Source organism: Methylobacterium platani, assembly GCF_001653715.1.
GTDB lineage: Bacteria > Pseudomonadota > Alphaproteobacteria > Rhizobiales > Beijerinckiaceae > Methylobacterium > Methylobacterium platani.
The window spans coordinates 277,023-297,694 of sequence record NZ_LWHQ01000047.1; the positions used below are offsets into that span (position 1 = coordinate 277,023).

The 20,672-nt window shown below is 71.7% G+C and carries 20 protein-coding genes; 12 read left to right on the forward strand and 8 right to left on the reverse strand.

Annotation, left to right across the window (positions count from 1 at the left end):
- Nucleotides 1–46: 46 nt before the first annotated feature.
- From A5481_RS23905 to A5481_RS33845, 3 genes are all read right to left on the reverse strand, one after another.
- Nucleotides 47–2,023 carry a PhoX family protein gene (locus tag A5481_RS23905; protein ID WP_048431672.1) on the reverse strand — a complete coding sequence of 659 codons (1,977 nt, stop codon included), beginning with the start codon at nucleotides 2,021–2,023 and terminating at the stop codon, nucleotides 47–49.
- A gap of 75 nt (nucleotides 2,024–2,098) precedes the next feature.
- Nucleotides 2,099–2,353, reverse strand: a complete 255-nt coding sequence (locus tag A5481_RS23910) for a hypothetical protein (protein WP_048431673.1) — start codon at nucleotides 2,351–2,353, stop codon at nucleotides 2,099–2,101.
- A 207-nt stretch (nucleotides 2,354–2,560) separates the two neighbouring features.
- Nucleotides 2,561–2,902, reverse strand: a complete 342-nt coding sequence (locus A5481_RS33845; RefSeq protein WP_156655646.1) for a hypothetical protein — start codon at nucleotides 2,900–2,902, stop codon at nucleotides 2,561–2,563.
- A gap of 360 nt (nucleotides 2,903–3,262) precedes the next feature.
- Between A5481_RS33845 and A5481_RS23920 the strand changes: the two genes are divergently transcribed.
- Genes A5481_RS23920 through A5481_RS23930 form a run of 3 tightly spaced genes read left to right on the forward strand, consistent with a single transcriptional unit; the run spans nucleotide 3,263 to nucleotide 5,347 of the window.
- Nucleotides 3,263–4,687, forward strand: coding sequence for a pyridoxal phosphate-dependent decarboxylase family protein (locus A5481_RS23920; protein ID WP_048431674.1), 1,425 nt, complete (start codon nucleotides 3,263–3,265; stop codon nucleotides 4,685–4,687).
- A 49-nt stretch (nucleotides 4,688–4,736) separates the two neighbouring features.
- Nucleotides 4,737–5,120 carry a type II toxin-antitoxin system RelE/ParE family toxin gene (locus A5481_RS23925; RefSeq protein WP_064504351.1) on the forward strand — a complete coding sequence of 128 codons (384 nt, stop codon included), beginning with the start codon at nucleotides 4,737–4,739 and terminating at the stop codon, nucleotides 5,118–5,120.
- Nucleotides 5,117–5,347: a HigA family addiction module antitoxin gene (locus A5481_RS23930; RefSeq protein ID WP_342447317.1), complete on the forward strand. Its 231-nt coding sequence runs from the start codon at nucleotides 5,117–5,119 to the stop codon at nucleotides 5,345–5,347. The genes A5481_RS23925 and A5481_RS23930 overlap by 4 nt, the downstream gene beginning before the upstream one ends.
- 20 nt (nucleotides 5,348–5,367) lie before the next feature.
- Here A5481_RS23930 and A5481_RS23935 read toward each other — a convergent pair whose 3' ends face one another.
- The 5 genes from A5481_RS23935 to larC all read right to left on the reverse strand — a co-directional run bounded on the left by A5481_RS23935 (nucleotide 5,368) and on the right by larC (nucleotide 9,596).
- Nucleotides 5,368–5,586 (reverse strand): hypothetical protein, encoded by a 219-nt coding sequence (locus tag A5481_RS23935; protein WP_048431676.1) that lies wholly within the window; start codon nucleotides 5,584–5,586, stop codon nucleotides 5,368–5,370.
- 81 nt (nucleotides 5,587–5,667) lie between these two features.
- Nucleotides 5,668–6,783 carry an aldo/keto reductase gene (locus A5481_RS23940; protein WP_048431677.1) on the reverse strand — a complete coding sequence of 372 codons (1,116 nt, stop codon included), beginning with the start codon at nucleotides 6,781–6,783 and terminating at the stop codon, nucleotides 5,668–5,670.
- Nucleotides 6,784–6,820: 37 nt separating this feature from the next.
- The gene (gene larB / locus A5481_RS23945) at nucleotides 6,821–7,498 is read right to left on the reverse strand and encodes a nickel pincer cofactor biosynthesis protein LarB (protein ID WP_048431678.1); all 678 of its coding nucleotides are present in this window, start codon (nucleotides 7,496–7,498) and stop codon (nucleotides 6,821–6,823) included.
- Nucleotides 7,495–8,304 carry an ATP-dependent sacrificial sulfur transferase LarE gene (gene larE / locus A5481_RS23950; RefSeq protein WP_048431679.1) on the reverse strand — a complete coding sequence of 270 codons (810 nt, stop codon included), beginning with the start codon at nucleotides 8,302–8,304 and terminating at the stop codon, nucleotides 7,495–7,497. Before larE ends, larB begins: the two co-directional genes overlap by 4 nt.
- Nucleotides 8,301–9,596 (reverse strand): nickel pincer cofactor biosynthesis protein LarC, encoded by a 1,296-nt coding sequence (larC, locus tag A5481_RS23955; RefSeq protein WP_048431696.1) that lies wholly within the window; start codon nucleotides 9,594–9,596, stop codon nucleotides 8,301–8,303. Before larC ends, larE begins: the two co-directional genes overlap by 4 nt.
- Nucleotides 9,597–9,837: 241 nt before the next feature.
- Between larC and A5481_RS23960 the strand changes: the two genes are divergently transcribed.
- The 9 genes from A5481_RS23960 to A5481_RS24000 all read left to right on the forward strand — a co-directional run bounded on the left by A5481_RS23960 (nucleotide 9,838) and on the right by A5481_RS24000 (nucleotide 20,657).
- The gene (locus A5481_RS23960; RefSeq protein WP_048431680.1) at nucleotides 9,838–11,421 is read left to right on the forward strand and encodes an aldehyde dehydrogenase (NADP(+)); all 1,584 of its coding nucleotides are present in this window, start codon (nucleotides 9,838–9,840) and stop codon (nucleotides 11,419–11,421) included.
- 93 nt (nucleotides 11,422–11,514) lie between these two features.
- On the forward strand, nucleotides 11,515–11,748 hold the full coding sequence (locus A5481_RS23965) for a DUF2171 domain-containing protein (protein ID WP_048431681.1): 234 nt from the start codon (nucleotides 11,515–11,517) through the stop codon (nucleotides 11,746–11,748).
- A gap of 632 nt (nucleotides 11,749–12,380) precedes the next feature.
- On the forward strand, nucleotides 12,381–13,580 hold the full coding sequence (locus A5481_RS23970) for a Zn-dependent hydrolase (RefSeq protein WP_048431682.1): 1,200 nt from the start codon (nucleotides 12,381–12,383) through the stop codon (nucleotides 13,578–13,580).
- 205 nt (nucleotides 13,581–13,785) lie between these two features.
- Complete coding sequence (locus A5481_RS23975; RefSeq protein WP_048431697.1) at nucleotides 13,786–15,894, forward strand: TonB-dependent siderophore receptor; 2,109 nt, start codon at nucleotides 13,786–13,788, stop codon at nucleotides 15,892–15,894.
- A 44-nt stretch (nucleotides 15,895–15,938) separates the two neighbouring features.
- The gene (locus tag A5481_RS23980; RefSeq protein WP_048431683.1) at nucleotides 15,939–16,430 is read left to right on the forward strand and encodes a glutathione peroxidase; all 492 of its coding nucleotides are present in this window, start codon (nucleotides 15,939–15,941) and stop codon (nucleotides 16,428–16,430) included.
- A 74-nt stretch (nucleotides 16,431–16,504) separates the two neighbouring features.
- The gene (locus tag A5481_RS23985; RefSeq protein WP_048431684.1) at nucleotides 16,505–17,209 is read left to right on the forward strand and encodes a DsbA family protein; all 705 of its coding nucleotides are present in this window, start codon (nucleotides 16,505–16,507) and stop codon (nucleotides 17,207–17,209) included.
- A 362-nt stretch (nucleotides 17,210–17,571) separates the two neighbouring features.
- The gene (locus tag A5481_RS23990) at nucleotides 17,572–18,144 is read left to right on the forward strand and encodes a F0F1 ATP synthase subunit delta (RefSeq protein ID WP_048431685.1); all 573 of its coding nucleotides are present in this window, start codon (nucleotides 17,572–17,574) and stop codon (nucleotides 18,142–18,144) included.
- A gap of 64 nt (nucleotides 18,145–18,208) precedes the next feature.
- Nucleotides 18,209–19,738, forward strand: a complete 1,530-nt coding sequence (gene atpA / locus A5481_RS23995; RefSeq protein WP_048431686.1) for a F0F1 ATP synthase subunit alpha — start codon at nucleotides 18,209–18,211, stop codon at nucleotides 19,736–19,738.
- A gap of 31 nt (nucleotides 19,739–19,769) precedes the next feature.
- Entirely contained in the window at nucleotides 19,770–20,657 is an 888-nt protein-coding gene (locus A5481_RS24000) for a F0F1 ATP synthase subunit gamma (protein WP_048431687.1), read from the forward strand.
- Nucleotides 20,658–20,672: the final 15 nt, after the last annotated feature.

The following is a 20,672-nucleotide window of genomic DNA, read 5'->3' on the forward strand; positions in this document are numbered from 1 at the left end:
CGCAGAGGGGGGAGGGTTCAGTTGCGTGCGAGCCTTCGACGGGGCTTTACGTCCCCACTCGTCCCCCGCCCCGTTTCGTGATCGCCAGCACCGCCGGGCGCGGCGGCAGGGCGGGGTCGAAGTCGGGCCAGCGGGTCGCCGGGGTCTCGAAGGTGGCCGGCACGGCGTTCGGGTCCTCCTCGTCGGCCTCGCCGGGATGCTGCACGGCGACGAAGAACGTCGTGTCGTCGGGGGTGAAGTAGGGGCCGCACATCTCGGCCCCGAGCGGCACCTGGAAGAAGTGCTTGGCGGTGCCGCGGCGGGCGCCGTCCGTCTCCATCGCCCAGATGCCGTCGGCGCGGCCGGTCTTGCCCGGCGAGTTGCCGTCGGTGGCGACCCAGAGCCGGCCTTCTCCGTCGACGGCGCAATTGTCCGGCATGCCGAACCAGCCGTCCTTCGTCGTCGCCGACGAGAAGGTGGCGCCCACCGCCGCGACCGACGGGTCGCCGCAGCGCACCAGCACCTCCCAGGCGAAGGCATCGGCCGCGAAGTCGCCGCCCTCGGGCGAGAGCTCGACGATGTGGCCGAAGCGGTTGTCCGGCCGCGGGTTCGCGGCGTCGACCTGGTCGGCCTTGCGGCGGGTGTTGTTGGTCAGCATCACGTAGACCTTGCCGGTCTTGCGGTTGGCCTCGACGTCCTCCGGCCGGTCCATCTTGGTGGCGCCGAGGAGGTCGGCGGCCCGGCGGGTCTCGATCAGCACGTCGGCCTGATCGCGAAAACCGTTCGCCGGCGTCAACGGGCCTTGCCCGAACACGACCGGCAGCCAGGTGCCGCGCCCGTCGGCGTCGAAGCGGGCGACGGACAGCGTGCCGTGATCGAGGATGTCGCGGTTGGCCGATGTGTCGGACGTGTTCACCGGGTCCCGGGTGACGAAGCGGTAGACGTAGTCGAAGCGCTCGTCGTCGCCCTGGAACACGACGTAGCGGCCGTCGCGCGCCATCGCGCCCGCCGCGCCCTCGTGCTTGAAGCGGCCCATCGCGGTGCGCTTCACCGGCACGCTCGCGGGATCGAAGGGGTCGATCTCGACCACCCAGCCGAAGCGGTTCGGCTCGTTGGGCTCCTTGGCGAGGTCGAAGCGCTCGTGGAAGCGGGCCCAGCCGTAGAGGTTGCCCGGCATGCCGAGGCGCTTGTGGTTCTTCGCCTCCGGGGAGCCCTCGGGCAGGCGGCCCTGGAAGTAGTAGTTCACGTTCTCCTCGCAGGTCAGCCACGTGCCCCATGGGGTGACGCCGCCGGCGCAGTTGTTGAGCATGCCGAGCACCGTCGTCCCCGCGGGGTCGGCGGTCGTGCGCAGGCGGTCCGCGCCGGCGGCGGGGCCGGAGAGCCGCATCGGGGTCGTGGCGGTGATGCGGCGGGCGTAAACCGAATCCGGCACCACGCGCCAGCGCCCGCCCTCGCGCCTGACCTCGATCACCGAGCCGCCATGGGCCGCCATCTCGATGTCGACGAGGTCGCGGTTCATGCCGGCGAACGCGGCCTTGCCGTCCTGCCGGCCAAGGCCGGGGAACATCAGCTCCTCGTTCGTGTATTCGTGGTTGACGACGAGGAGGCCGTGGCCGGCGGGATCGGGCGCGCCGGGCAGCGGGAAGAAGCCCAGGAAGTCGTTGTTGTAGCCGAATTGCTGCGCTTGCGCGGCGGCCGACTGCCTGTGCGGGTCGAAGTCCGGGGCGCCGGGCAGGACCGGATCGCCCCAGCGGATCAGCACCTCGGCGTCGTGGCCCTCCGCCACGTGGTGGCGCTCGTCGGCGCCGGCCGGCAATTCGCGGAACGGGAAGGTCTCGGGCGCCGCCGCCGCCACGGCCCGGGGCGCCAGGGTCGCCGAGATCGCCGCGACGGCCAGACCTCCCGCCAGACCGCCTCGCAGGATCTCGCGCCGGTCGAAGCGCCGGGCCACGACCTCGCCGAGGGTCGGGTTCGGGCTCGGGTTCGAGCCGGCATCCTCGGCGGCTTCTGCCTGCTGCGATCGGTTCAGCGACGGCTGTGTCATCGGGTCCCCTCGGCGCTCCCGCTCATCGACAAAACGGAAGCTTACCCTGGGGACCGTGGCGCCGGGATGACAGGGTCAGCGCCGGGTCCGCGGCCGGGCCGGGAGGGCGCGCATCGACCCCGTGCTCTCCGGCACGAACCACGGCGCCGGCCGGTCGAGCGGGCGGGTCTCCGCGGGGGAGCGGGGCGCGCCGTAGGGGCTGGCGGCGTAGCTGCTCATGAAGGCGCCGCCGGCCGGCTCGCGGTCGCCGCCATTGGCGTGGGCGGCGGAGAGGGGCAGGACGACGAGGGTGGCGATTCCGGCGAAACGGGCTGTGGCGAAGCGGGACATGACGACCTCCGGCCGCGCCCGATCCGGCGTCTCACGCGGGCGCAGCGGGAGCGGGCGCGGCGGGAGCGGGCGCAGCGGGACTTGGGCGGCACGGGAGGGATATGGGTCCGGTTCGTCCGGCCGAGCGTGCGCAGGCGCACCCGGCCCGCCCAAGGCATGCGTCGGGACCGCAGATGTCCTCGTCGGGTATCGCGGGTCGCGCCGGCCTCACGGCAGCAGGTGCGCGTCGAGCCAGGGGCGGGGCGCCGGAGGCGGCAGGCGGTCGGCGATCCAGTCGGTCACGGCGTCCGGCGTGTCGAAGAGCGGCGCGCGGGCCAAGCCTTCGCAGGGGCCGTAGGTCTCGGTCACCCGCCACTTGTGCCGGTGCTCGGGCGCGTGCGGCGTGCCGGGCGCCAGGCGGACCAGGACCGAGACGAGCTCGTCACCGAGATAGACCAGGCAGCCATCCTGCTCCGTCCCGCCGCGGTTCATCCGAACGTGGCGATGGGTCAGCCTGTCGGCCGCTGCCGTCTGGATGTGCCGCCCGAACATCGTGCTCCTCTCGGTCATCCGCTCATGAGCTAACACGGCGGTTAAGAAATATTGGCGCCGATCGGGGCAATGCGCAGCATCGGCGAATGATCCCGCTCTATTGCCTATTCCCTTGTGCCGTCCGAGCAATATTGGTCGATTATGCAACCTGAAATTGGTTAAACAACCGTAAATAGTTGTCGCTTGATTGATCGTGGCACGTTTGCGATTCGCCCTCAAGCCGGAACGTATCCGAGCTGGACTGTCGGGCGCGGGGCGGCCTGCTGTCCGGCTCCTCGCCTCGATTGACAGCCCGGGCGGCCGGCGGGGAGGCACGTCGGTCGAAAGCTGCTAGACACCCGCCCGGGCACCGGAAAGCCGGGCCGGCGGGAGGAGCGGATGGACGACGAGACGTTTCGGGCCTGGGCGCGCCGGGCCGCCGACTGGTCGGTGGATTACCTCGAAGGCGTCGGCGAGCGGCCGGTGCGGGCGCAGGTGGCGCCGGGCGAGATCTTCCGCCAGCTGCCGGCCGAGCCGCCGGCCGCGGGCGAGCCGATGGAGGAGATCTTCGCGGATCTCGACCGGGTGGTGATGCCGGGCATGACCCATTGGCAGCACCCGCGCTTCTTCGCCTACTTCCCGGCCAATGCCAGCCCGCCTTCCCTGGTGGCGGAGTTCGTGACCGCGGCGCTCGCGGCGCAATGCATGCTCTGGCAGACCTCGCCGGCCGCGACCGAACTCGAGACCCGGGTGATGGACTGGCTGCGCCGGATGATCGGCCTGCCCGACGGATTCTCCGGCGTGATCCAGGATTCGGCCTCGGGCGCGACGCTCGCGGCGCTCCTCACCGCCCGCGAACGGGCGCTCGGCTTCAGCGGCAACGCCGAGGGCCTCGCCGGCGGGCCGACGGTACGGGTCTACGCCTCCGAGCAGGTCCATTCCTCGGTCGACAAGGCGGTGCGCATCGCCGGCATCGGCGACGCCAACCTGGTGCGGATCCCCGTCGCCGGCCCGCTCCACGGCATGGACCCCGACGCCCTCGACGCGGCGATCCGGGCCGACCGCGCGGCGGGGCTGGTGCCTGCCGCGATCGTCGCCTGCCTCGGCGGTACCGGGATCGGCGCCTGCGATCCGATCGCGGCGGTCGCCGCGGTGGCGCGCCGGCACGACGTCTTCCTCCACGTCGACGCCGCCTGGGCCGGCAGCGCGATGATCTGCCCCGAGTTCCGCGACCTGATGCAGGGGGCGGACCTGGCCGACAGCCTGGTCTTCAACCCGCACAAGTGGCTGTTCACCCATTTCGACTGCTCGGCCCATTTCGTGCGCGACCCGAAGGCGCTCACCGACACGCTCGGCCTGCGTCCGTCCTACCTGCGTACGCTCGGCCGCGACGGCGTCGTCGACTACAACGAGTGGTCGATCCCGCTCGGGCGCCGCTTCCGGGCGCTGAAGCTGTGGTTCGTGATCCGCTCCTACGGCGTCGCGGCGCTGCAGGGCATGATCCGCGACCACGTCGCCTGGGCGCGGGAGCTCGCCGGGCTCATCGCGGCCGAGCCCGATTTCGAGCTGACCTCGGCGCCGGTCCTGTCGCTGTTCAGCTTCCGCTACGCCCCTGCCGGTGCGGCTATCGACGACCTCGACGCGCTCAACGCCCGCCTTCTGGAGCGCATCAACGACGACGGCCGCACCTACCTGACCCAGACCCGCCACGACAACCGCTTCGTCATCCGCTTCCAGGTCGGCCAGACCACGACGACGCGGGCGGACGTGATGATGGCGTGGGACGCGGTCAAGGAGATCGCGGCGGGGTTGCGCGCGGGGTGAGGGAGGCTCGCGCGAATCCGGTCTGTAAGGCGTCGCTTGGCATTGTCGGGTGCTGCCTTACGTCTCGAGCGTGTTCCGCTCGTTCGGCAACAAGGGGCTCCGGCTGTTCGCCGAGACGGGCGATCCCAAGAAGCTCGGCGTCGAAAACGTCGGGCGTGTCCGCCGCATCCGGTCTCAGCTCGAGGCGGCAACGGGTCCCGACGACATGAACCTGCCGGGCTATCGTTTCCATGAACTGAGCGGCAGTCGAAAAGGCACCTACGCCGTCAACGCCAGCGGAAACGACCGGATCACGGTCCGCCGGGACGCTCCCGACGTCGTCGACGTCGTCGACGTCGAGGATTATCACCGACGAGCGGCAATCCCCTGCTCGCCGGCCTCGCACCGACCCATCCGGGCGAAATCCTGCGCGAGGACATCCTGCCGGCCGTGAACCTGCCGAAGACCGAGATCGCCCGCCGTCTCGGGATCTCGCGCCAGACGCTCTACGACCTGATCGAGGAGCGCCAGCCGGTCACGCCCGCCATGGCCCTGCGCCTTGGCCGGCTGTTCGGCAACGCACCCGAATTCTGGGCCAACCTCCAGCGTGACCTCGACCTGCGTACCCTCGAGGTGCGGATGGCGAGCGAGCTGGCGGCGATCGAGTCGATCGCGGCCTGAGGGCCGCGTCGGGTGGCGGATCACGAGGTCGAGGACGATCCCACCCGCGTCGGCGGGCCGCGCAACGCCGCCTCCACTTCCTCGCGGGTCTTGCCGCGTACCGCGTAGCCCATCGCCTCGAACCGCGCGATCAGCGCAGGGCTGTCCTCGGCCGCGCAGGCGGCCCAGGCGGCCAGCCGCTCGTTCATCGTGTGGAGTTCGGCGGACGGGTTGCGGTGGGGGACGGTCGCGTCGCTCATGAGACGACCTCTCTGCCGGCGTGAAGACGTCAGATCAACGCGCCGGCATCCGTCATGGTTGTGTCATCCTGCCTGCCGCCGTCACTCCATCGTCGGCGCCAGCTTCTTCACCCCGGGCACGTCCTCGCCGAGCCAGGCGGCGTTCTTGGCGGTGCCGTCGAAGGTGGCACTCGTCTTGAACAGCTCGTACTTGCCCTCCAGCGCGTAGGGGCGGCTGCGGTTCAGGAGTTCCGCCACCGTCGCCTTGTCCATCGGTTTGAAGGTCTTCACAGCCTCGAACGCCTGGTCGAGGTCGCGCTGGTTCTGGATGCCGGTGATCACCACCGAGGTCGGCAGGTTGAGCGAGAAGTGCAGGTACTCGATCGGCTTGATCGGCGCGTCGCTCTTCAGGATCACGCCGTCGCCGAAGGTCTTCATGCCGAGCGCCGCGATGCCGTTCTGGACGAGGTAGGGCAGCACGAGGTGGCCGAAGCTGCGGAAATGCGCGTCCATCACGTTGAGGGGCATCTGCACCGAATCGAAGTGGAAGCCGCGCTCGGCCGCCACTTCGAGCATCTGCAGGTGGATGCGCGGGTCCTTGTGGCCGGTGAAGCCGATGTAGCGCAGCTTGCCGGCTTGTCGCGCCTCCTGGAACGCCTCCATGGCGCCGCCCTCGGCGAAGACCCGGTCGGGATCGTCGTAGCGCAGGATCTCGTGGTGCTGGACGAGGTCGATCCGGTCGGTGCGCAGGCGGCGCAGCGACTGGTCGATCTGCTTCATGGCTTCCTGCTTGGTCCGCCCGTCCATCTTGGACATCAGGAAGACCTTGTCGCGATAGCCGCCCTGCTCGAGGGCGATGCCCATCCGCTCCTCCGAGCGGCCCTCGTTGTAGTCCCAGCAATTGTCCATGAAGGTGATGCCGCGGTCGACGCCCTCGTGGATCAGCCGCGTCGCCTCGGCATCGGTCACGGCGCTCTTGCCGAGGTGGAAGCCGCCCATGCCGATGGCGGAGATCGTCTCGCTCGTCCGCCCGAACGAGCGGTAGAGCATCTCGCCCCGGCGCTCGCCGGGATCGGTGACCAGCGGCAGGTCGGCCGGGTCGGCGGGCCGGGTGCCCGGGAGCGGGGCGGGAGGAGCGTTCACGGCCGCCCCCGCGCCGCCCGAGACCGCGAGACCGGCCCCGAGGGCGGCGCCTTGCAGGAAGCTGCGACGTTCCATGGCGATTCTCCTGGAGTGAGGGTCGTTGGAGCGAGGGTCATCGGGAGGCCTCCGCGAGCCGCCGTGCTGCGTGGAGCAGGCGCAGGGCCGCGCAGGCTGCGCCGTAGCCGTTGTCGATGTTGACGACCGCGATGCCGGGGGCGCAGCTCGCCAGCACCGCGTCGAGGGCGGCGCGCCCGCCCTCCGCGACGCCGTAGCCGACCGAGGTCGGCACCGCGATCACCGCCCCGGCGACGAGGCCGCCGAGCACGCTCGGCAGCGCCGCATCCATGCCGGCGGCGCAGATGACGACCGGATGGGCCCGGATCTCCTCGATCCGCCGGGTCAGCCGCCACAATCCCGCGACACCGACATCGGCGATCAGCGTCGCGGCATGGCCCTGGTAGGCCAGCGTCCGCTCGGCCTCGCGGGCCACCGGCACGTCCGAGGTGCCGGCCGCCACGATGGCGATGCGGGACGGCCCCGCGACGGGCCGCGCCGCGCCGAAGAACGCGGTGCGCGAGACCGGGCAGTAATCGAGACGATCCCGGTAGGTGAGGGCGGCGTGGCGCTCCGGATCGAGGCGGGTGACGAGGAAGCGGGCGCCGCGCTCCTCGGCCGCCGCCAGGATGGCGTCGATCTGCGCCGGCGACTTGCCGGCGGCGAACACCGCCTCCTCGAGGCCGATCCGCTCGGTTCGGGCGAAGTCGAGGGTGAACTCGTCCTGGATGCTCACGAGGCGTTCCCCACCAGGAAGGCGCTGCCGGTGCGGTAGGGCGCGAAGGAGACCGGCGCCGCGGCGAGCCGGGCCGGGGCGCGCTCCGCGATGCGGCGGCCGAGATCGAGCCTCGCCGGTTCGGTCAGGCCGGCGAGGCTCGCGGCGTCGAGCTCGACCACGATGCCGGCGGCGCGCACCCGGCAGCGCACGGCGCTTTTCGCCCCCGTCACCGTCAGGTCGTCGCCGACCAGCCGCTCGACGGCGTGGATGAAGGACAGGGTCTCGGGCTCGATGCGGATCCCGGTCTCGACCCGGCTCGACAGGCAGGGGGCGGCCGGCAGCTCCGCCACCGCGCCGAGGCCGAGGTCGCGGGCGAGCGCCCGCACCATCGCCTTGCTGAACCCCGCCTCGACGAAGGGGTGGCGCACCCCGTGCTCGCGGGCGGCGTCGAGGCCGGGGCGGTACTCGCCGAGATCGTCGAGATTGGCGCCCGAGACGATCCGGCGCCCGGTGACCTGCCGGATCGCCCCGTAGAGGTTGGTCTTGCAGAAGAAGCAGCGGTTGACCGGATTCTCGCGATAGGCCGGGTCGGCGAACTCGCCGGCCTCGATCACCCGCAGGGTCCAGCCCTCTCGGGCGGCCTCCGCCCGCACCCGCGCGGTCGCCTCGCCGGGCACGGCGGGCGAGACGGCGTGGACCATCAGGGGCGGCTCGGGCGCGGTCCGGTGCGCGATCGTCGCCAGCGTCAGGCTGTCGACCCCGCCGCTCACCGCGACGGCGATCGGCCCGAGGCCGGACAGGACGTGTTCCAGCGCCGCGCTCATCGCTCGTCCTCCGGCCGCGCGGGGGCGAGCCGTTCGAGAGCCAGCCGCTCGGCCTCCCGCCGCAGGGCCTGGCGGGCGGCGTGGCCCTCGGTGGCCACGGCGTCGTCGGATTCCGCCTTGGCGGTGCGCCCGCCCGGCCGCTCGACGCTCTTCACCCTGACCGTCCGGCCCGTCACCTCCACGGTATCGAGGCGCCGCGTGAGCGCCGCTCCCGAGACGGTGTGGTGGCGTAGTCCGATCGTCGTGGTCTCGCGAAAGCAGGCCTCGATCGCCTCCGCGATCGCGTCGGCCCGGGCGAGCGCCCGGACATGGGTCATCATCCGGCCCTTCTTGCCGAAGACCGGCATCTGCACGACGTCGAAGATCGCGTCGTGCGCCCGCAGGCGGTCGAGCCCCGTGGCGAGATCCTCGGCCGACTGGTCGTCGACCTCGAACTCGACGATGCCGAGCTCGCGGTGGCCGGGCGAGCCGGTCTCGCCGGGCTCCTCGAAGGCGAGCACCCGCAGCACGTTGCTCAGGCCCGGCAGCACCTTGGTGCCGAAGCCGAGGCCGCTGCGCAGGAGTCGGCGCGGCCCGCTCCTGCGGGCCTGCCCGCCACAGAGATGGCGCAGGATCGCCGCCCCCGTCGGGGTCACGCGCTCGCCCGGCACGCCGTCGTCGAGGGTGAGGAAGCCTTCGAGCAGGAGCGCGGTGGCGGGCGCCGGGACGGGCAGCGGCCCGTGCTGGGTCCGTACCCGCCCCGAGCCGAGCGGCAGCGCCGAGACCGACCAGCTGGCGGCCCCGATCGCGTCGGCGAGGTGGGCCGCCGCCACGATGTCGGCGATCGAGTCCCAGGCCCCGACCTCGTGGAACGCCACCTCCTCGACCGGGATGCCGTGCACCCGCGCCTCGGCTTGCGCCAGATGCCCGAAGATCGCGAGCGCGTGGGCGAGCACCGCGGGAGACAGCCCGCTCGCCTCCAGATCGCGGCGGATGCCGGACCAGTGCCGGTGCGCGTGGTGGCCGCCGTGATGGTGGTGAGGGTGAGCGTGGCCGTCGTGGTGGTGATGGTGATGAGGGGCGTGCTCGTCCGCCGGACGGTCGGGCGCCTCGCCCGCCGGGCCGGTGACGGCGAAGCGCCGGCCCTGGAGCACGCCGTCGCCGTGGGCGAGGAGCGCGCAGGCGGTGCCGCCGCGGCTCGCCCGCGCCACGCTCTCGCGCACGCCCGCCTCGTGCTCCGGGAAGGCGTCGAGGAGCGCTGCCACGAACATGTCGCCGGCCACGCCGCCGACGGCGTCGAGATGAATCTGCATCGGGTCCTTCATCGCGGCGTCGGACCGGACGCCGGTCGAGGGCACATCGGCCGGCAGGGACTGACGGCAAGCGGCCCGGACAGACGGTCGCAGCGAGCGGACGCGGATGCCGTGCGCGGATTTTTCTCACGGCGCCGGCTTTTTCCCATGCCCCGGTGGATCATCGCCGGCCCGCCGGGGCATAAGCCCGCTCAACACCGCCACCCAGGCAAGACCGCCACAACAGGAGAGGACGCGACCCATGCCCATCACCGGAGAGAACCTGATCGGCGCCGCCGCCCGCCGGGGCGAGGGCGAGAGCTTCCGTGCCGTCGAGGCGGCGACCGGCAACAGCCTGGAGCCGGCCTTCGCGTCGGCGACGCCGGCGGATGTGGAGCGGGCCTGCGCGCTCGCCGCCGAGGCCTTCGACAGCTACCGCGAGACCTCGCTCGAGGACCGCGCCCGTTTCCTCGAAGCGGTGGCCGACGCCATCGTGGCGATCGGCGACGAATTGATCGTTCGCTGCATGGCCGAGAGCGGCCTGCCGCGGGCCCGCCTCGAGGGCGAGCGCGGCCGCACCGTCGGCCAGCTGAAGATGTTCGCCGGCGTGGTGCGCGACGGCGGCTTCCTGGAGGCCCGCATCGACCCGGCCCAACCCGAGCGCAAGCCGCTGCCGCGCCCGGACCTGCGCCTGCGCCAGATCGCCGTCGGCCCGGTCGCGGTGTTCGGCGCCTCGAACTTCCCCCTCGCCTTCTCGGTGGCGGGCGGCGACACGGCGTCGGCGCTCGCCGCCGGCTGCCCGGTGGTGGCCAAGGCCCATCCGGCCCATCCGGGCACCTCGGAGCTGGTCGGCCGCGCGGTGCAGCAGGCCGTGAAGCAGTGCGGGCTGCCCGAGGGCGTGTTCTCGCTGCTCCTGGATGCCGGCATCGCGGTCGGCCAGGCGCTGGTGGCCGATTCCCGCATCGCGGCGGTCGGCTTCACCGGCTCGCGCCGCGGCGGCGTCGCGCTGATGCAGGCCGCCGCCGCCCGCGCGGTGCCGGTCCCGGTCTACGCCGAGATGAGCAGCATCAACCCGGTCGTCCTGCTGCCGGCGGCGCTCGAATCCCGCGGTCGCGACATCGGGCGCGCCTTCGTCGGCTCGCTCACCCTCGGCTCGGGCCAGTTCTGCACCAATCCCGGCCTGATCCTGGCGGTGGACGGCCCGGGCCTCGACGGCTTCGTCGAGGCGGCCTCCGCCGCGCTCGGGGACATCCAGGCCGCCACGATGCTGACCCCCGGCATCCACAAGGCCTATTGCGCCGGCGTCGCGGCGCTGGAGGCGAACCCCGCCGTGATCACGCTGGCGCGCGGGCTCGCCGGCGGCACCCACCAGGGCCAGGCGGCGCTCTTCTCGACGACCGCGGATGCGTTCCTCGCCGACCACACCCTCGCCGAGGAGGTGTTCGGCGCCGCCTCGCTGGTGGTGCGCTGCCCCGACCTCGCGACGATCCGCGCGGTGCTGGAGCGGCTGGAGGGCCAGCTGACCGCGGCCCTCCACCTCGACGAGGCCGACCATGACGCCGCCCGGGCGCTGCTGCCGGTGCTGGAGCGCCGGGTCGGGCGCATCCTGGTCAACGGCTTCGGCACCGGCGTCGAGGTCGGCCACGCCATGGTGCATGGCGGGCCGTATCCTGCGACCTCGGACGGGCGCACCACCTCGGTCGGCAGCCTGGCGATCCACCGCTTCCTGCGGCCGGTGAGCTACCAGGACCTGCCCGAGGCCCTGCTGCCGGCGGCCCTGAAGGACGCCAACCCGCTCAAGCTGTGGCGGCGGGAGGACGGCAAGGCCGTGGCGCCGGGCGCCTGACCCCGCTCCGCCTCCGGGGGGCCCAACCCCCGGAGGCGCTCCGGAACCCGCCCCCTGTATCCCCGTTGGTCGCCGCACCAGAAGGAGCGCGCCATGGTCGATACCAGCAGCATCAAGGAGCACATGCCGGTCGTCGGCTCCGACGGCGGCCATGTCGGCACGATCGATCACCTCGACGGGCAGCGGATCAAGCTGACCCGGACCGACCCGGAGGCCGGCGGCCGCCACCACTTCATCCACGTCGATTCGATCGCGAGCGTCGCGGACGGGCAGGTGCGCCTCAACCGCACCACCGCCGAGGCCAAGGACGAGTGGGCGACGGCCTGACGCCCCGCGCCCCGGTAGCGGCCCGCCGCGCTTGCCCGAGACCGCCGCCGTGTACGTCCGGTTGCAGGCTCGGGTCATGCGGAGGCCGGCCGGGCACGGCGGGCAAGTCCCGGACGATCCGCCCCAATTCCGAATCGATCCCCTTCCGGATGAGGACCGCGCCGACGACCCGCCGCCAAGGGATGATGCAACCGGCGGCTCGAATTTGAGTTAGGTTAACAATCCTGGACGAAAAAGGGCCGCCCTGAAGGCGGCCCGAGTCTGGGGAGGAAACGCCCGAGGGGGGCGCGCGCAGCGCAGCGGCATCGCCACCGCTCTGCACAGGACAAACCCGGTCCGCTGCCGCGTGGTTCCCGGGCGGGAACTGAGACCAAGGTCCGCTTCGGCGGACCTTCTTTTTGCCGTAATCGGCGCGGCCGCGGAGCGATGCAGGTTCGGGTGATCACGACCTCACGCCGTCGCCACGGCGCCGGACCGATCCGCCGGGCGGTCGTGCCGCCGGGCCCGCAGCCTCGTCCTGCTTGTCATAGCTTGGCCGGCCGCCGCCATGGTACGGATCGTGCCTCGCCGCAGCGAGGCGGGTCCCGACCGTCCGGGGCCGGACGCCGCGGCAACCGGGGGCGACGAGACCGATGCGCGAGATCGACACGCAGGCCTTCCTCACCGATCTCCACGACCTGCGCGCGATCGGCCGCTTCCGCACCGGCGTGCATCGCCCGACCTACTCGCCCCAGGACATGGAATCCCGGCGCTGGCTGATGCGGCGCATGGAGGCATGCGGGCTCGCGCCCGCGATCGACGGGGTCGGCACCGTGCTGGGGCGCCATCCGGGGCCGGGGCCGCATCTCCTCGTCGGCAGCCACATCGAGAGCCAGAACGAGGCCGGCTGGCTCGACGGGGCGCTCGGCGTGGTGGCCGGGCTCGCGCTCGCCCGGGCCGGGCTGCCGGTCGACGTCTGCGCCTTCGCCGACGAGGAGGGGCATTTCGATATCGGCTTCCTCGGCAGCCGCTCCGCCATCGGCGAGGTCACCGAGGCCGAGATCGATGCCAGCCGCAACCGCACCGACGGCACGCCCCTGCGCGAGGCGCTCGCCCGGGCGGGCCTTGCCGGCCTCCCGCGGATGCGGCTGGAGGCGGGGCGCTACCGCGGCTTCCTCGAGCTGCATATCGAGCAGGGCACGCAGCTCGAAGCGGCGGGCCGGCGTCTCGGCATCGTCACCGGCATCGTGGCGATCTGGCAGTGGCGGATCGTGATCGAGGGCGCGCAGGACCATGCCGGCGGCACCACCATGGCGGAACGCCGGGATGCGGGGCTCGCCGCCGTGCGCCTGCTCGCCGCCGTCGACGCGGCGTTCCCGGCGGTCTGCGGCGAGCGCAGCACCTGGACCACCGGGCGCATCACCCTCGATCCCGGGGCGCCGAGCATCATCCCGGGCCGGGCCGAGATCCTGTTCCAGGTCCGCGACGTCTCGGTGCCGGTGCTGGAGCGGATGGAGGCGACCCTGAAGGCGCTGATCCGCGAGAGCAACCGGCGCGAGCGCTGCACCGCGACGCTCGAGGAAATCTCCCGCAACAGCCCGGCCCTGTGCGATCCCGGCCTGATGGACGCGCTGTCGGCGGCGGCCGAGGCCCTGTGCCCCGGGGGCTGGCAGGCGATGCCCTCGGGCGCCGGCCACGACGCCCAGAACGTCGCCAAGGTGATGCCCGCCGCGATGCTGTTCGTGCCCTCGATCGGCGGCATCAGCCATCACTGGTCCGAGGACACGAAGGAGGAGGATCTGGCGCTCGGCGTGCGGGTGCTGGGGGCGGCAGCGGAGCGGGCGCTGGCCTGAGCGCGCCGCGGTGGCAGGCTTTATCTGTATTTATTCAAATGAAGATTTGTTTCTCCACAAATGGAGTTTCATTCCGAACGTGTCTGCGTGTTGACGCTCGGTGTCCGGTACCGTAGGGCGAGGACAGCGTAGCCTTAAGCGTAGATTCCTGACCGTGATCGTGAAGACTTTCCGGGGTGGCGCCGCCGTGGCGGCGGCCCTGTCGATGACCTGTGCCCTGCCCGGCCTCGGCCTCACGCCGCAGGCGGCGAGGGCGCAGGCCGCCGCCGACGTCTCGCCCGAAATCCAGCTCGACGAGATCTCGGTCGCCGGCAGCGGCGGCGGCGGCCCGCTCAAGACCGAAGGCTACCTCGCCCGCAACACGGTGAGCGCGACCCGCACCGACACGCCTTTGCGCGAGGTGCCCCAGACCGTCGTGCCGGTGCCGCGGCAGGTGCTCGACGACGCGGCGGCGACCCGGATCGACACCGCGCTCGATCTCGCCGGCGTCGGCCGCGCGAACAATTTCGGCGGCTTGGGCCTCACCGAGTTCACCATCCGGGGCTTTGCCACCGGCGAGTATTACCGCAACGGCTTCCCGATCAACCGCGGCTACCCGAACTCGCCCGACATCGTGTCGATCGAGCGGATCGAGGTGCTGAAAGGCCCCTCGGCCTTCCTGTACGGCCGCGGCGACCCGGGCGGCACCTTCAACATCGTGACGAAGCAGCCGAGTGCCGAACGCTCCCTGGCGATCGGCACGCAATATGGCAGCTACAACGCCAAGCGCAGCACCTTCGACGCCACCGGCGCCCTCGACGAGGGCGGCACCGTGCTCGCCCGCCTCACCGGCGCGGTCGAGGACAACGGCAGCTTCCGCGACTTCGTCCACGGCGACCGCTATTACCTCGCTCCCGTCATCGCCTGGAAACCGAGCGCCGACACCACGGTGACGCTGGAGGGCGAGTTCACCAGCACCAACCAGATCTTCGACCGCGGCATCGTGCCGGTCCGCGGCGACCTGCGGGCGCTGCCGCGCAGCCGCTACATCGGCGAGCCGGGCCTGCCGCCGTTCCGCAACGACAACGCGCTGGGCCAGTTGCGCGTCGAACACCGGTTCGATGCGGACTGGGTGCTGAATGCCGGTGCGCAGTTCATGGCCGGCAGCTTGGCCGGCCAGGCGGTCCAGGCCGTCGGCTCCGTCGGCGCCGACGGCCTGCTCCGACGGACCTACGACCGGCGCGCGCTGACCTGGGCCGACCTCGACCTGCAGATCAACCTCGCGGGCAAGTTCGAGACCGGCGCCTTCCGCCACACCCTCCTCGTCGGCCTCGAGCGCGACCGCCTGCGCTACCGCGAGGACATCCCCACCATCTCGAACAGCGCCACCGATCCCTTCATCCTGAACCTGTTCGCGCCGGTCTACGGGCAGCCGCTGCCGGTCCCCACCAAGCCGTTCAGCAACTTCCTGCAGACCACCACGAGCTATGCCGGCTTCATCCAGGACCAGATCGACCTGACGCCACGGCTCCACGCCCTCCTCGGCGTGCGGGTCGAGGACATCGCCCTCGACACCACCAGCTATCCCAGCACCACGACCACCAAGCTGCAGGGCACCGCCGCGACGCCGCGCATCGGCCTGGTCTACGACGTGACCGAGATCGCCTCGATCTACGGCAACTACTCCCAGTCGTTCCGGCCCAATCCCGGCACCGACCGCACCGGCCGGCCGTTCCCGTTCCAGCAGGCCGAGAGCGTCGAGACCGGCGTCAAGCTCAGCCTGCTCGACGGGCGGCTGGATGCGACCGCCGCCTTCTTCGACATCCGGCGCACCAACCAGCTCGTCACCGACCCGGTCGACCAGGGCTTCCAGGCCGCGGCCGGCGCGGCGCGGAGCCGCGGCTTCGACATGACGGTCGCGGGCTTCCTCGCCCCGGGCTGGCGGGTGATCGGCACCTACGCCTTCGTCGACGCCGCGCTCACGAAGGCCACCACCGCGCCGGTCGGCGCCCGGCTCGCCAACATCCCGCAGAACAGCTTTGCGGTGCAGAGCGTCTACGAGTTCCAGGACGGCGTCTTGCGCGGCCTCGGGCTCGGCGGCGGCATCACCTATGTCGGCTCGCGCGTCGCCGGCGAGACCCGGCCGACCTTCAAGCTGCCGGACTACACGCTCGCCAGCCTGATCTCGTACTACAAGATCACGCCCGACGTGCGGGTGTATCTCAACGTCGACAACCTGTTCGACGAGCGCTACTTCGACCGCTCGTGGCAGAATCGCTACGCGACGCCGGGCCTGCCGCGCACGATCATGGGCGGGGTGGCGGCCCGGTTCTGACGCCGGCGGGAGACGGCGCGGGCGGGCTCGGGCATAAGGCGGCCATGACCACGGTCCACGATTTCACGCCGGCCGCCCCGGACGGCGCCCCCCATCCGCTGGCGCAGTACCGGGGCAAGGTGCTGCTCGTCGTCAACACAGCCTCGGCCTGCGGCTTCACCCCGCACTACGCGGGGCTGGAAGAGCTGTGGCGGCGCTACCGCGACGCCGGCCTCGTGGTGCTGGGCTTTCCCTGCAACCAGTTCGGCGCCCAGGAGCCGGGCGACGCCGCCGAGATCGCCCGGTTCTGCACGCTCGAATACGACGTCACCTTCCCGCTCTTCGCCAAGGTCGAGGTCAACGGGGCGAAGGCCGAGCCGCTGTTTTCCCATCTCAAGCAGGAACGGCCCGGGCTTCTCGGCACCCGGGCGATCAAGTGGAACTTCACCAAGTTCCTGGTCGGCCGCGACGGCCGGGTGATCGCCCGCTTCGCCCCGCGGGTGACGCCGCGGGCGCTGGAGGGGGCCGTGGCGGCGGCTCTGGCGGAAACCGCGTGAGGCCATCATCCGGCCAAAATGGCCGAGCTAGAGCTTGAAGGGTAGCGACAGCCCGTCGCCCCGGAAGTCCGTCCATGCCGCTCTCCCGCCGCACCCTGCTCGCCGCCTCCCTGGCGGCCGTCCCCGCCCTGGCCGCGCACCGGGCCGCGGCGCAGGAGGACGGCCAGTGGCGCGCCGTCACCGGCGACAACGGCCAGCCGATCCCCAACACCCGCCTGCCGGGCGAGCTCGCCTCCGAGATCGGGCGGCTGCGCGGCGTGACCTGGATCGGGCCGCGGGAGGCCTCGGTCACCCTGTACGAGTTCTTCGACTACAATTGCCCGTGGTGCCGGGCGGCGGCGCGCGACCTCGACGACCTCGTCAAGGCCAGCCCGGACCTGCGCGTCGGCCTCGTCAACAACCCGATCCTGTCGGTCCAGTCGGCCCAGGCCGCCAAGGTGGCGCTGGCGGTGCAGCGCGCCGGCGGCTCGCCGGCGACCGCCAAGCTCTACGCCGCGCTGCTGGGGCCCGGCACGTCGGGGCGGATCGACGGATCGCGGGCGCTGGAGGCGGCCGCCCGCCTCGGCCACGACCGGGCGGCGATCGAGCAGGCGGCGGATTCCGACGAGGTGCGCGAAGCGCTGACGAGCCAGATGCGGCTCGCCGCGAATCTCGGGCTGCACGCCACCCCGTCCTACGTCGTCGGCACCGCGGCCCTGCTCGGCTATCCGGGGCCGAGGAGCCTCGGCCGGGTGCTCTCCAACGTCGCCGAGTGCGACCAGATCGCCTGCGCCGGCTGAACCCGGACACGATCGGGAAACCACGTCGAAACGTCGGCGGTCCCGGCCCCGCCGGGCGGGGCCCGGAGGACGGCGCCGCCGGGCCGCGCAATCCGACCATCGTCGAAGGGGCGGCCGGTCCTCGCCGCCGGACGCCGCCGGATGGGATTAAGCCCAGGGCCCGCCTCGCGATTGGCGCGCGCCCGCGCTCGCCTTGCGCCCCCCGAAAACCCATGCTAGGCCGGCGCCGCGCCGGGGGAGGGGGCTGTCTTCTCGCGCCGGAGCCTTTCCCATCATCGACGGGCCGCGCGCCACCGCCGCTCATTTCCAGACCGGCGCGATCGGCCGGACCCGTCGGGCCAGGACATGAAGAGAGAGCGCTGGTGGCTCAGAACGCATCGGAATCGGGTTCCCCCCTGGCGGGCGTCGCCGGGCGGTACGCCTCGGCGTTGTTCGAGCTCGCCCGCGACGAGCGGTCGGTCGACACGGTGGCGGAGGGGCTCGACCGGTTCGACGCCCTGCTGACCGAGAGCGCCGACCTGCGGCGCCTCGTGCAAAGCCCGGCCTTCTCGGCCGAGGATCAGGTCAAGGCGATCGAGGCGGTGCTGGCCAAGGCCGGCATCGGGGGCCTGGCCGGCAACTTCATCCGCCTCTCGGCCGCCAACCGCCGCCTGTTCGCCCTGCCGAACATGATCCGCGCCTATCGCGAGCTGGTGCGCGAATCGAAGGGCATCGTCCGCGCCGAGGTGCGGCTCGCCGAGCAGCCCTCCGACGCGGTGCTCCAGGACATCAAGGCGTCCCTGAAGGACGTCGCGAAGGCCGAGATCGACCTCGATCTGCGCATCGATCCGAGCCTGATCGGCGGCATCGTCGTCAAGCTCGGCTCGCGCATGGTCGACGCCTCCTTGCGCACCAAGCTGAACAGCATTCGCCTGGCGATGCAGGGCGCCCGCTAAGGGCCCCGACGCACCCGCCGACTTAAGAACAACGCCCGACACGAACGAACGAGGGAAGGTCCAGATGGACATCCGTGCCGCCGAGATCTCCGCCATCCTGAAGGAGCAGATCAAGAACTTCGGCCAGGAGGCCGAGGTCACCGAGGTCGGTCAGGTGCTGTCGGTCGGCGACGGCATCGCCCGCGTCTACGGCCTCGACAACGTCCAGGCCGGCGAGATGGTCGAGTTCGAGTCGGGCGTGCGCGGCATGGCCCTGAACCTCGAGCAGGACAATGTCGGCGTCGTGATCTTCGGCTCCGACCGCGAGATCAAGGAAGGCCAGACCGTCAAGCGCACCGGCGCCATCGTGGACGTACCGGTCGGCAAGGGCCTGCTCGGCCGCGTCGTCGATGCGCTCGGCAACCCGATCGACGGCAAGGGCCCGATCGTCGCCGAGAAGCGCAGCCGGGTCGACGTGAAGGCCCCGGGCATCATCCCGCGCAAGTCGGTGCACGAGCCGATGGCGACCGGCCTCAAGGCGATCGACGCCCTGATCCCGATCGGCCGCGGCCAGCGCGAGCTGATCATCGGCGACCGCCAGACCGGCAAGACGGCGGTGGCCCTCGACACCATCCTGAACCAGAAGCCGGCCCATGCCGGCACCGACGAGAAGGCCAAGCTGTACTGCGTCTACGTCGCGGTCGGCCAGAAGCGCTCCACCGTCGCGCAGTTCGTGAAGGTGCTCGAGGATAACGGCGCGATGGAGTACTCCATCGTCATCGCCGCCACCGCCTCGGACGCCGCTCCGATGCAGTTCCTGGCGCCCTTCGCCGGCTGCGCCATGGGCGAGTATTTCCGCGACAACGGCATGCACGCCGTGATCGTGTATGACGACCTGTCGAAGCAGGCCGTGGCCTACCGCCAGATGTCTCTGCTGCTGCGCCGCCCGCCGGGCCGCGAGGCCTATCCGGGCGACGTGTTCTACTTGCACTCCCGCCTGCTCGAGCGCGCCGCCAAGATGGGCGACGCCGCCGGCAACGGCTCGCTGACCGCGCTCCCGGTCATCGAGACCCAGGCCAACGACGTCTCGGCCTACATCCCGACCAACGTGATCTCGATCACCGACGGCCAGATCTTCCTCGAGACCGACCTGTTCTACCAGGGCGTGCGCCCGGCGGTGAACGTCGGCCTCTCGGTGTCCCGCGTCGGCTCCGCCGCCCAGACCAAGGCGATGAAGTCGGTCGCCGGCAAGATCAAGGGCGAGCTGGCGCAGTACCGCGAGATGGCGGCCTTCGCGCAGTTCGGGTCTGACCTCGACGCCTCGACCCAGAAGCTGCTCAACCGCGGCGCCCGCCTGACCGAGCTCCTGAAGCAGCCGCAATTCTCGCCGCTGAAGATGGAAGAGCAGGTCGCGGTGATCTACGCCGGCGTGAACGGCTACCTCGACACCGTCCCGGTCAACCGGGTCCGGGCCTTCGAGGACGGCCTGCTCTCGACCCTGCGCACCAAGCACGCCGACCTGCTCGACACGATCCGCTCCTCGAAGGAGCTGTCGGCCGACAGCGGCGCCAAGCTGAAGGGCGTGGTCGAGTCGTTCGCCAAGTCGTTCCAGTAAGCTTTAGGCTCGACAGCTAAGGGACTCTCCGATGCCGAGTCTGAAGGACCTGCGCAATCGCATCACCTCGGTGAAGGCGACCCAGAAGATCACCAAGGCGATGCAGATGGTCGCCGCCGCCAAGCTGCGCCGGGCGCAGACGGCGGCGGAGAGCGCCCGGCCCTACGCCGAGCGCATGGCCCAGGTGCTCGGCAATCTCGCCGCCAACCTGACCCCCGGGGCGGAGACGCCCCGGCTGCTCTCCGGGACGGGCCAGGACCGCACCCACCTGCTTCTCGTCTGCACGGCGGAGCGCGGCCTGTGCGGCGCGTTCAACTCCTCGATCGCGCGTCTTGCCCGTGACCATGCCCGTCGCCTCACGGCGCAGGGCAAGACGGTCAAGATCATCTGCGTCGGCAAGAAGGGCTACGACATCCTGCGCCGCGAGTTCCGCGAGCAGATCGTCGAGCTGATCGAGCTGCGCGGCGTGCGCCAGCTCGGCTTCGAGAACGCCGAAGGGATCGCCCGCAACCTGCTCGGCCGCTACGACGCGGGCGAGTTCGACATCGCCACCTTGTTCTACTCGCGCTTCCGCTCGGTGATCGCCCAGATCCCGACGGCGCAGCAGATCATCCCGGCGGAGATCGCCCCGACCGAGACCGCCGCTGCCGGCGCCTCGGCCGACGCCGTCTACGAGTACGAGCCGGGCGAGGGCGAGATCCTCGCCGCCCTTCTCCCGAAGAACCTCACCGTTCAGATCCTCCGGGCGCTCCTGGAGAACGCGGCCTCCGAGCAGGGCGCGCGCATGGGCGCCATGGACAGCGCCACGCGCAACGCCGGCGAGATGATCAAGAAGCAGACCTTGATCTACAACCGGACGCGCCAGGCGATGATCACCAAGGAGCTGATCGAGATCATCTCGGGCGCCGAGGCGCTCTGACCGCACGCAATCAGG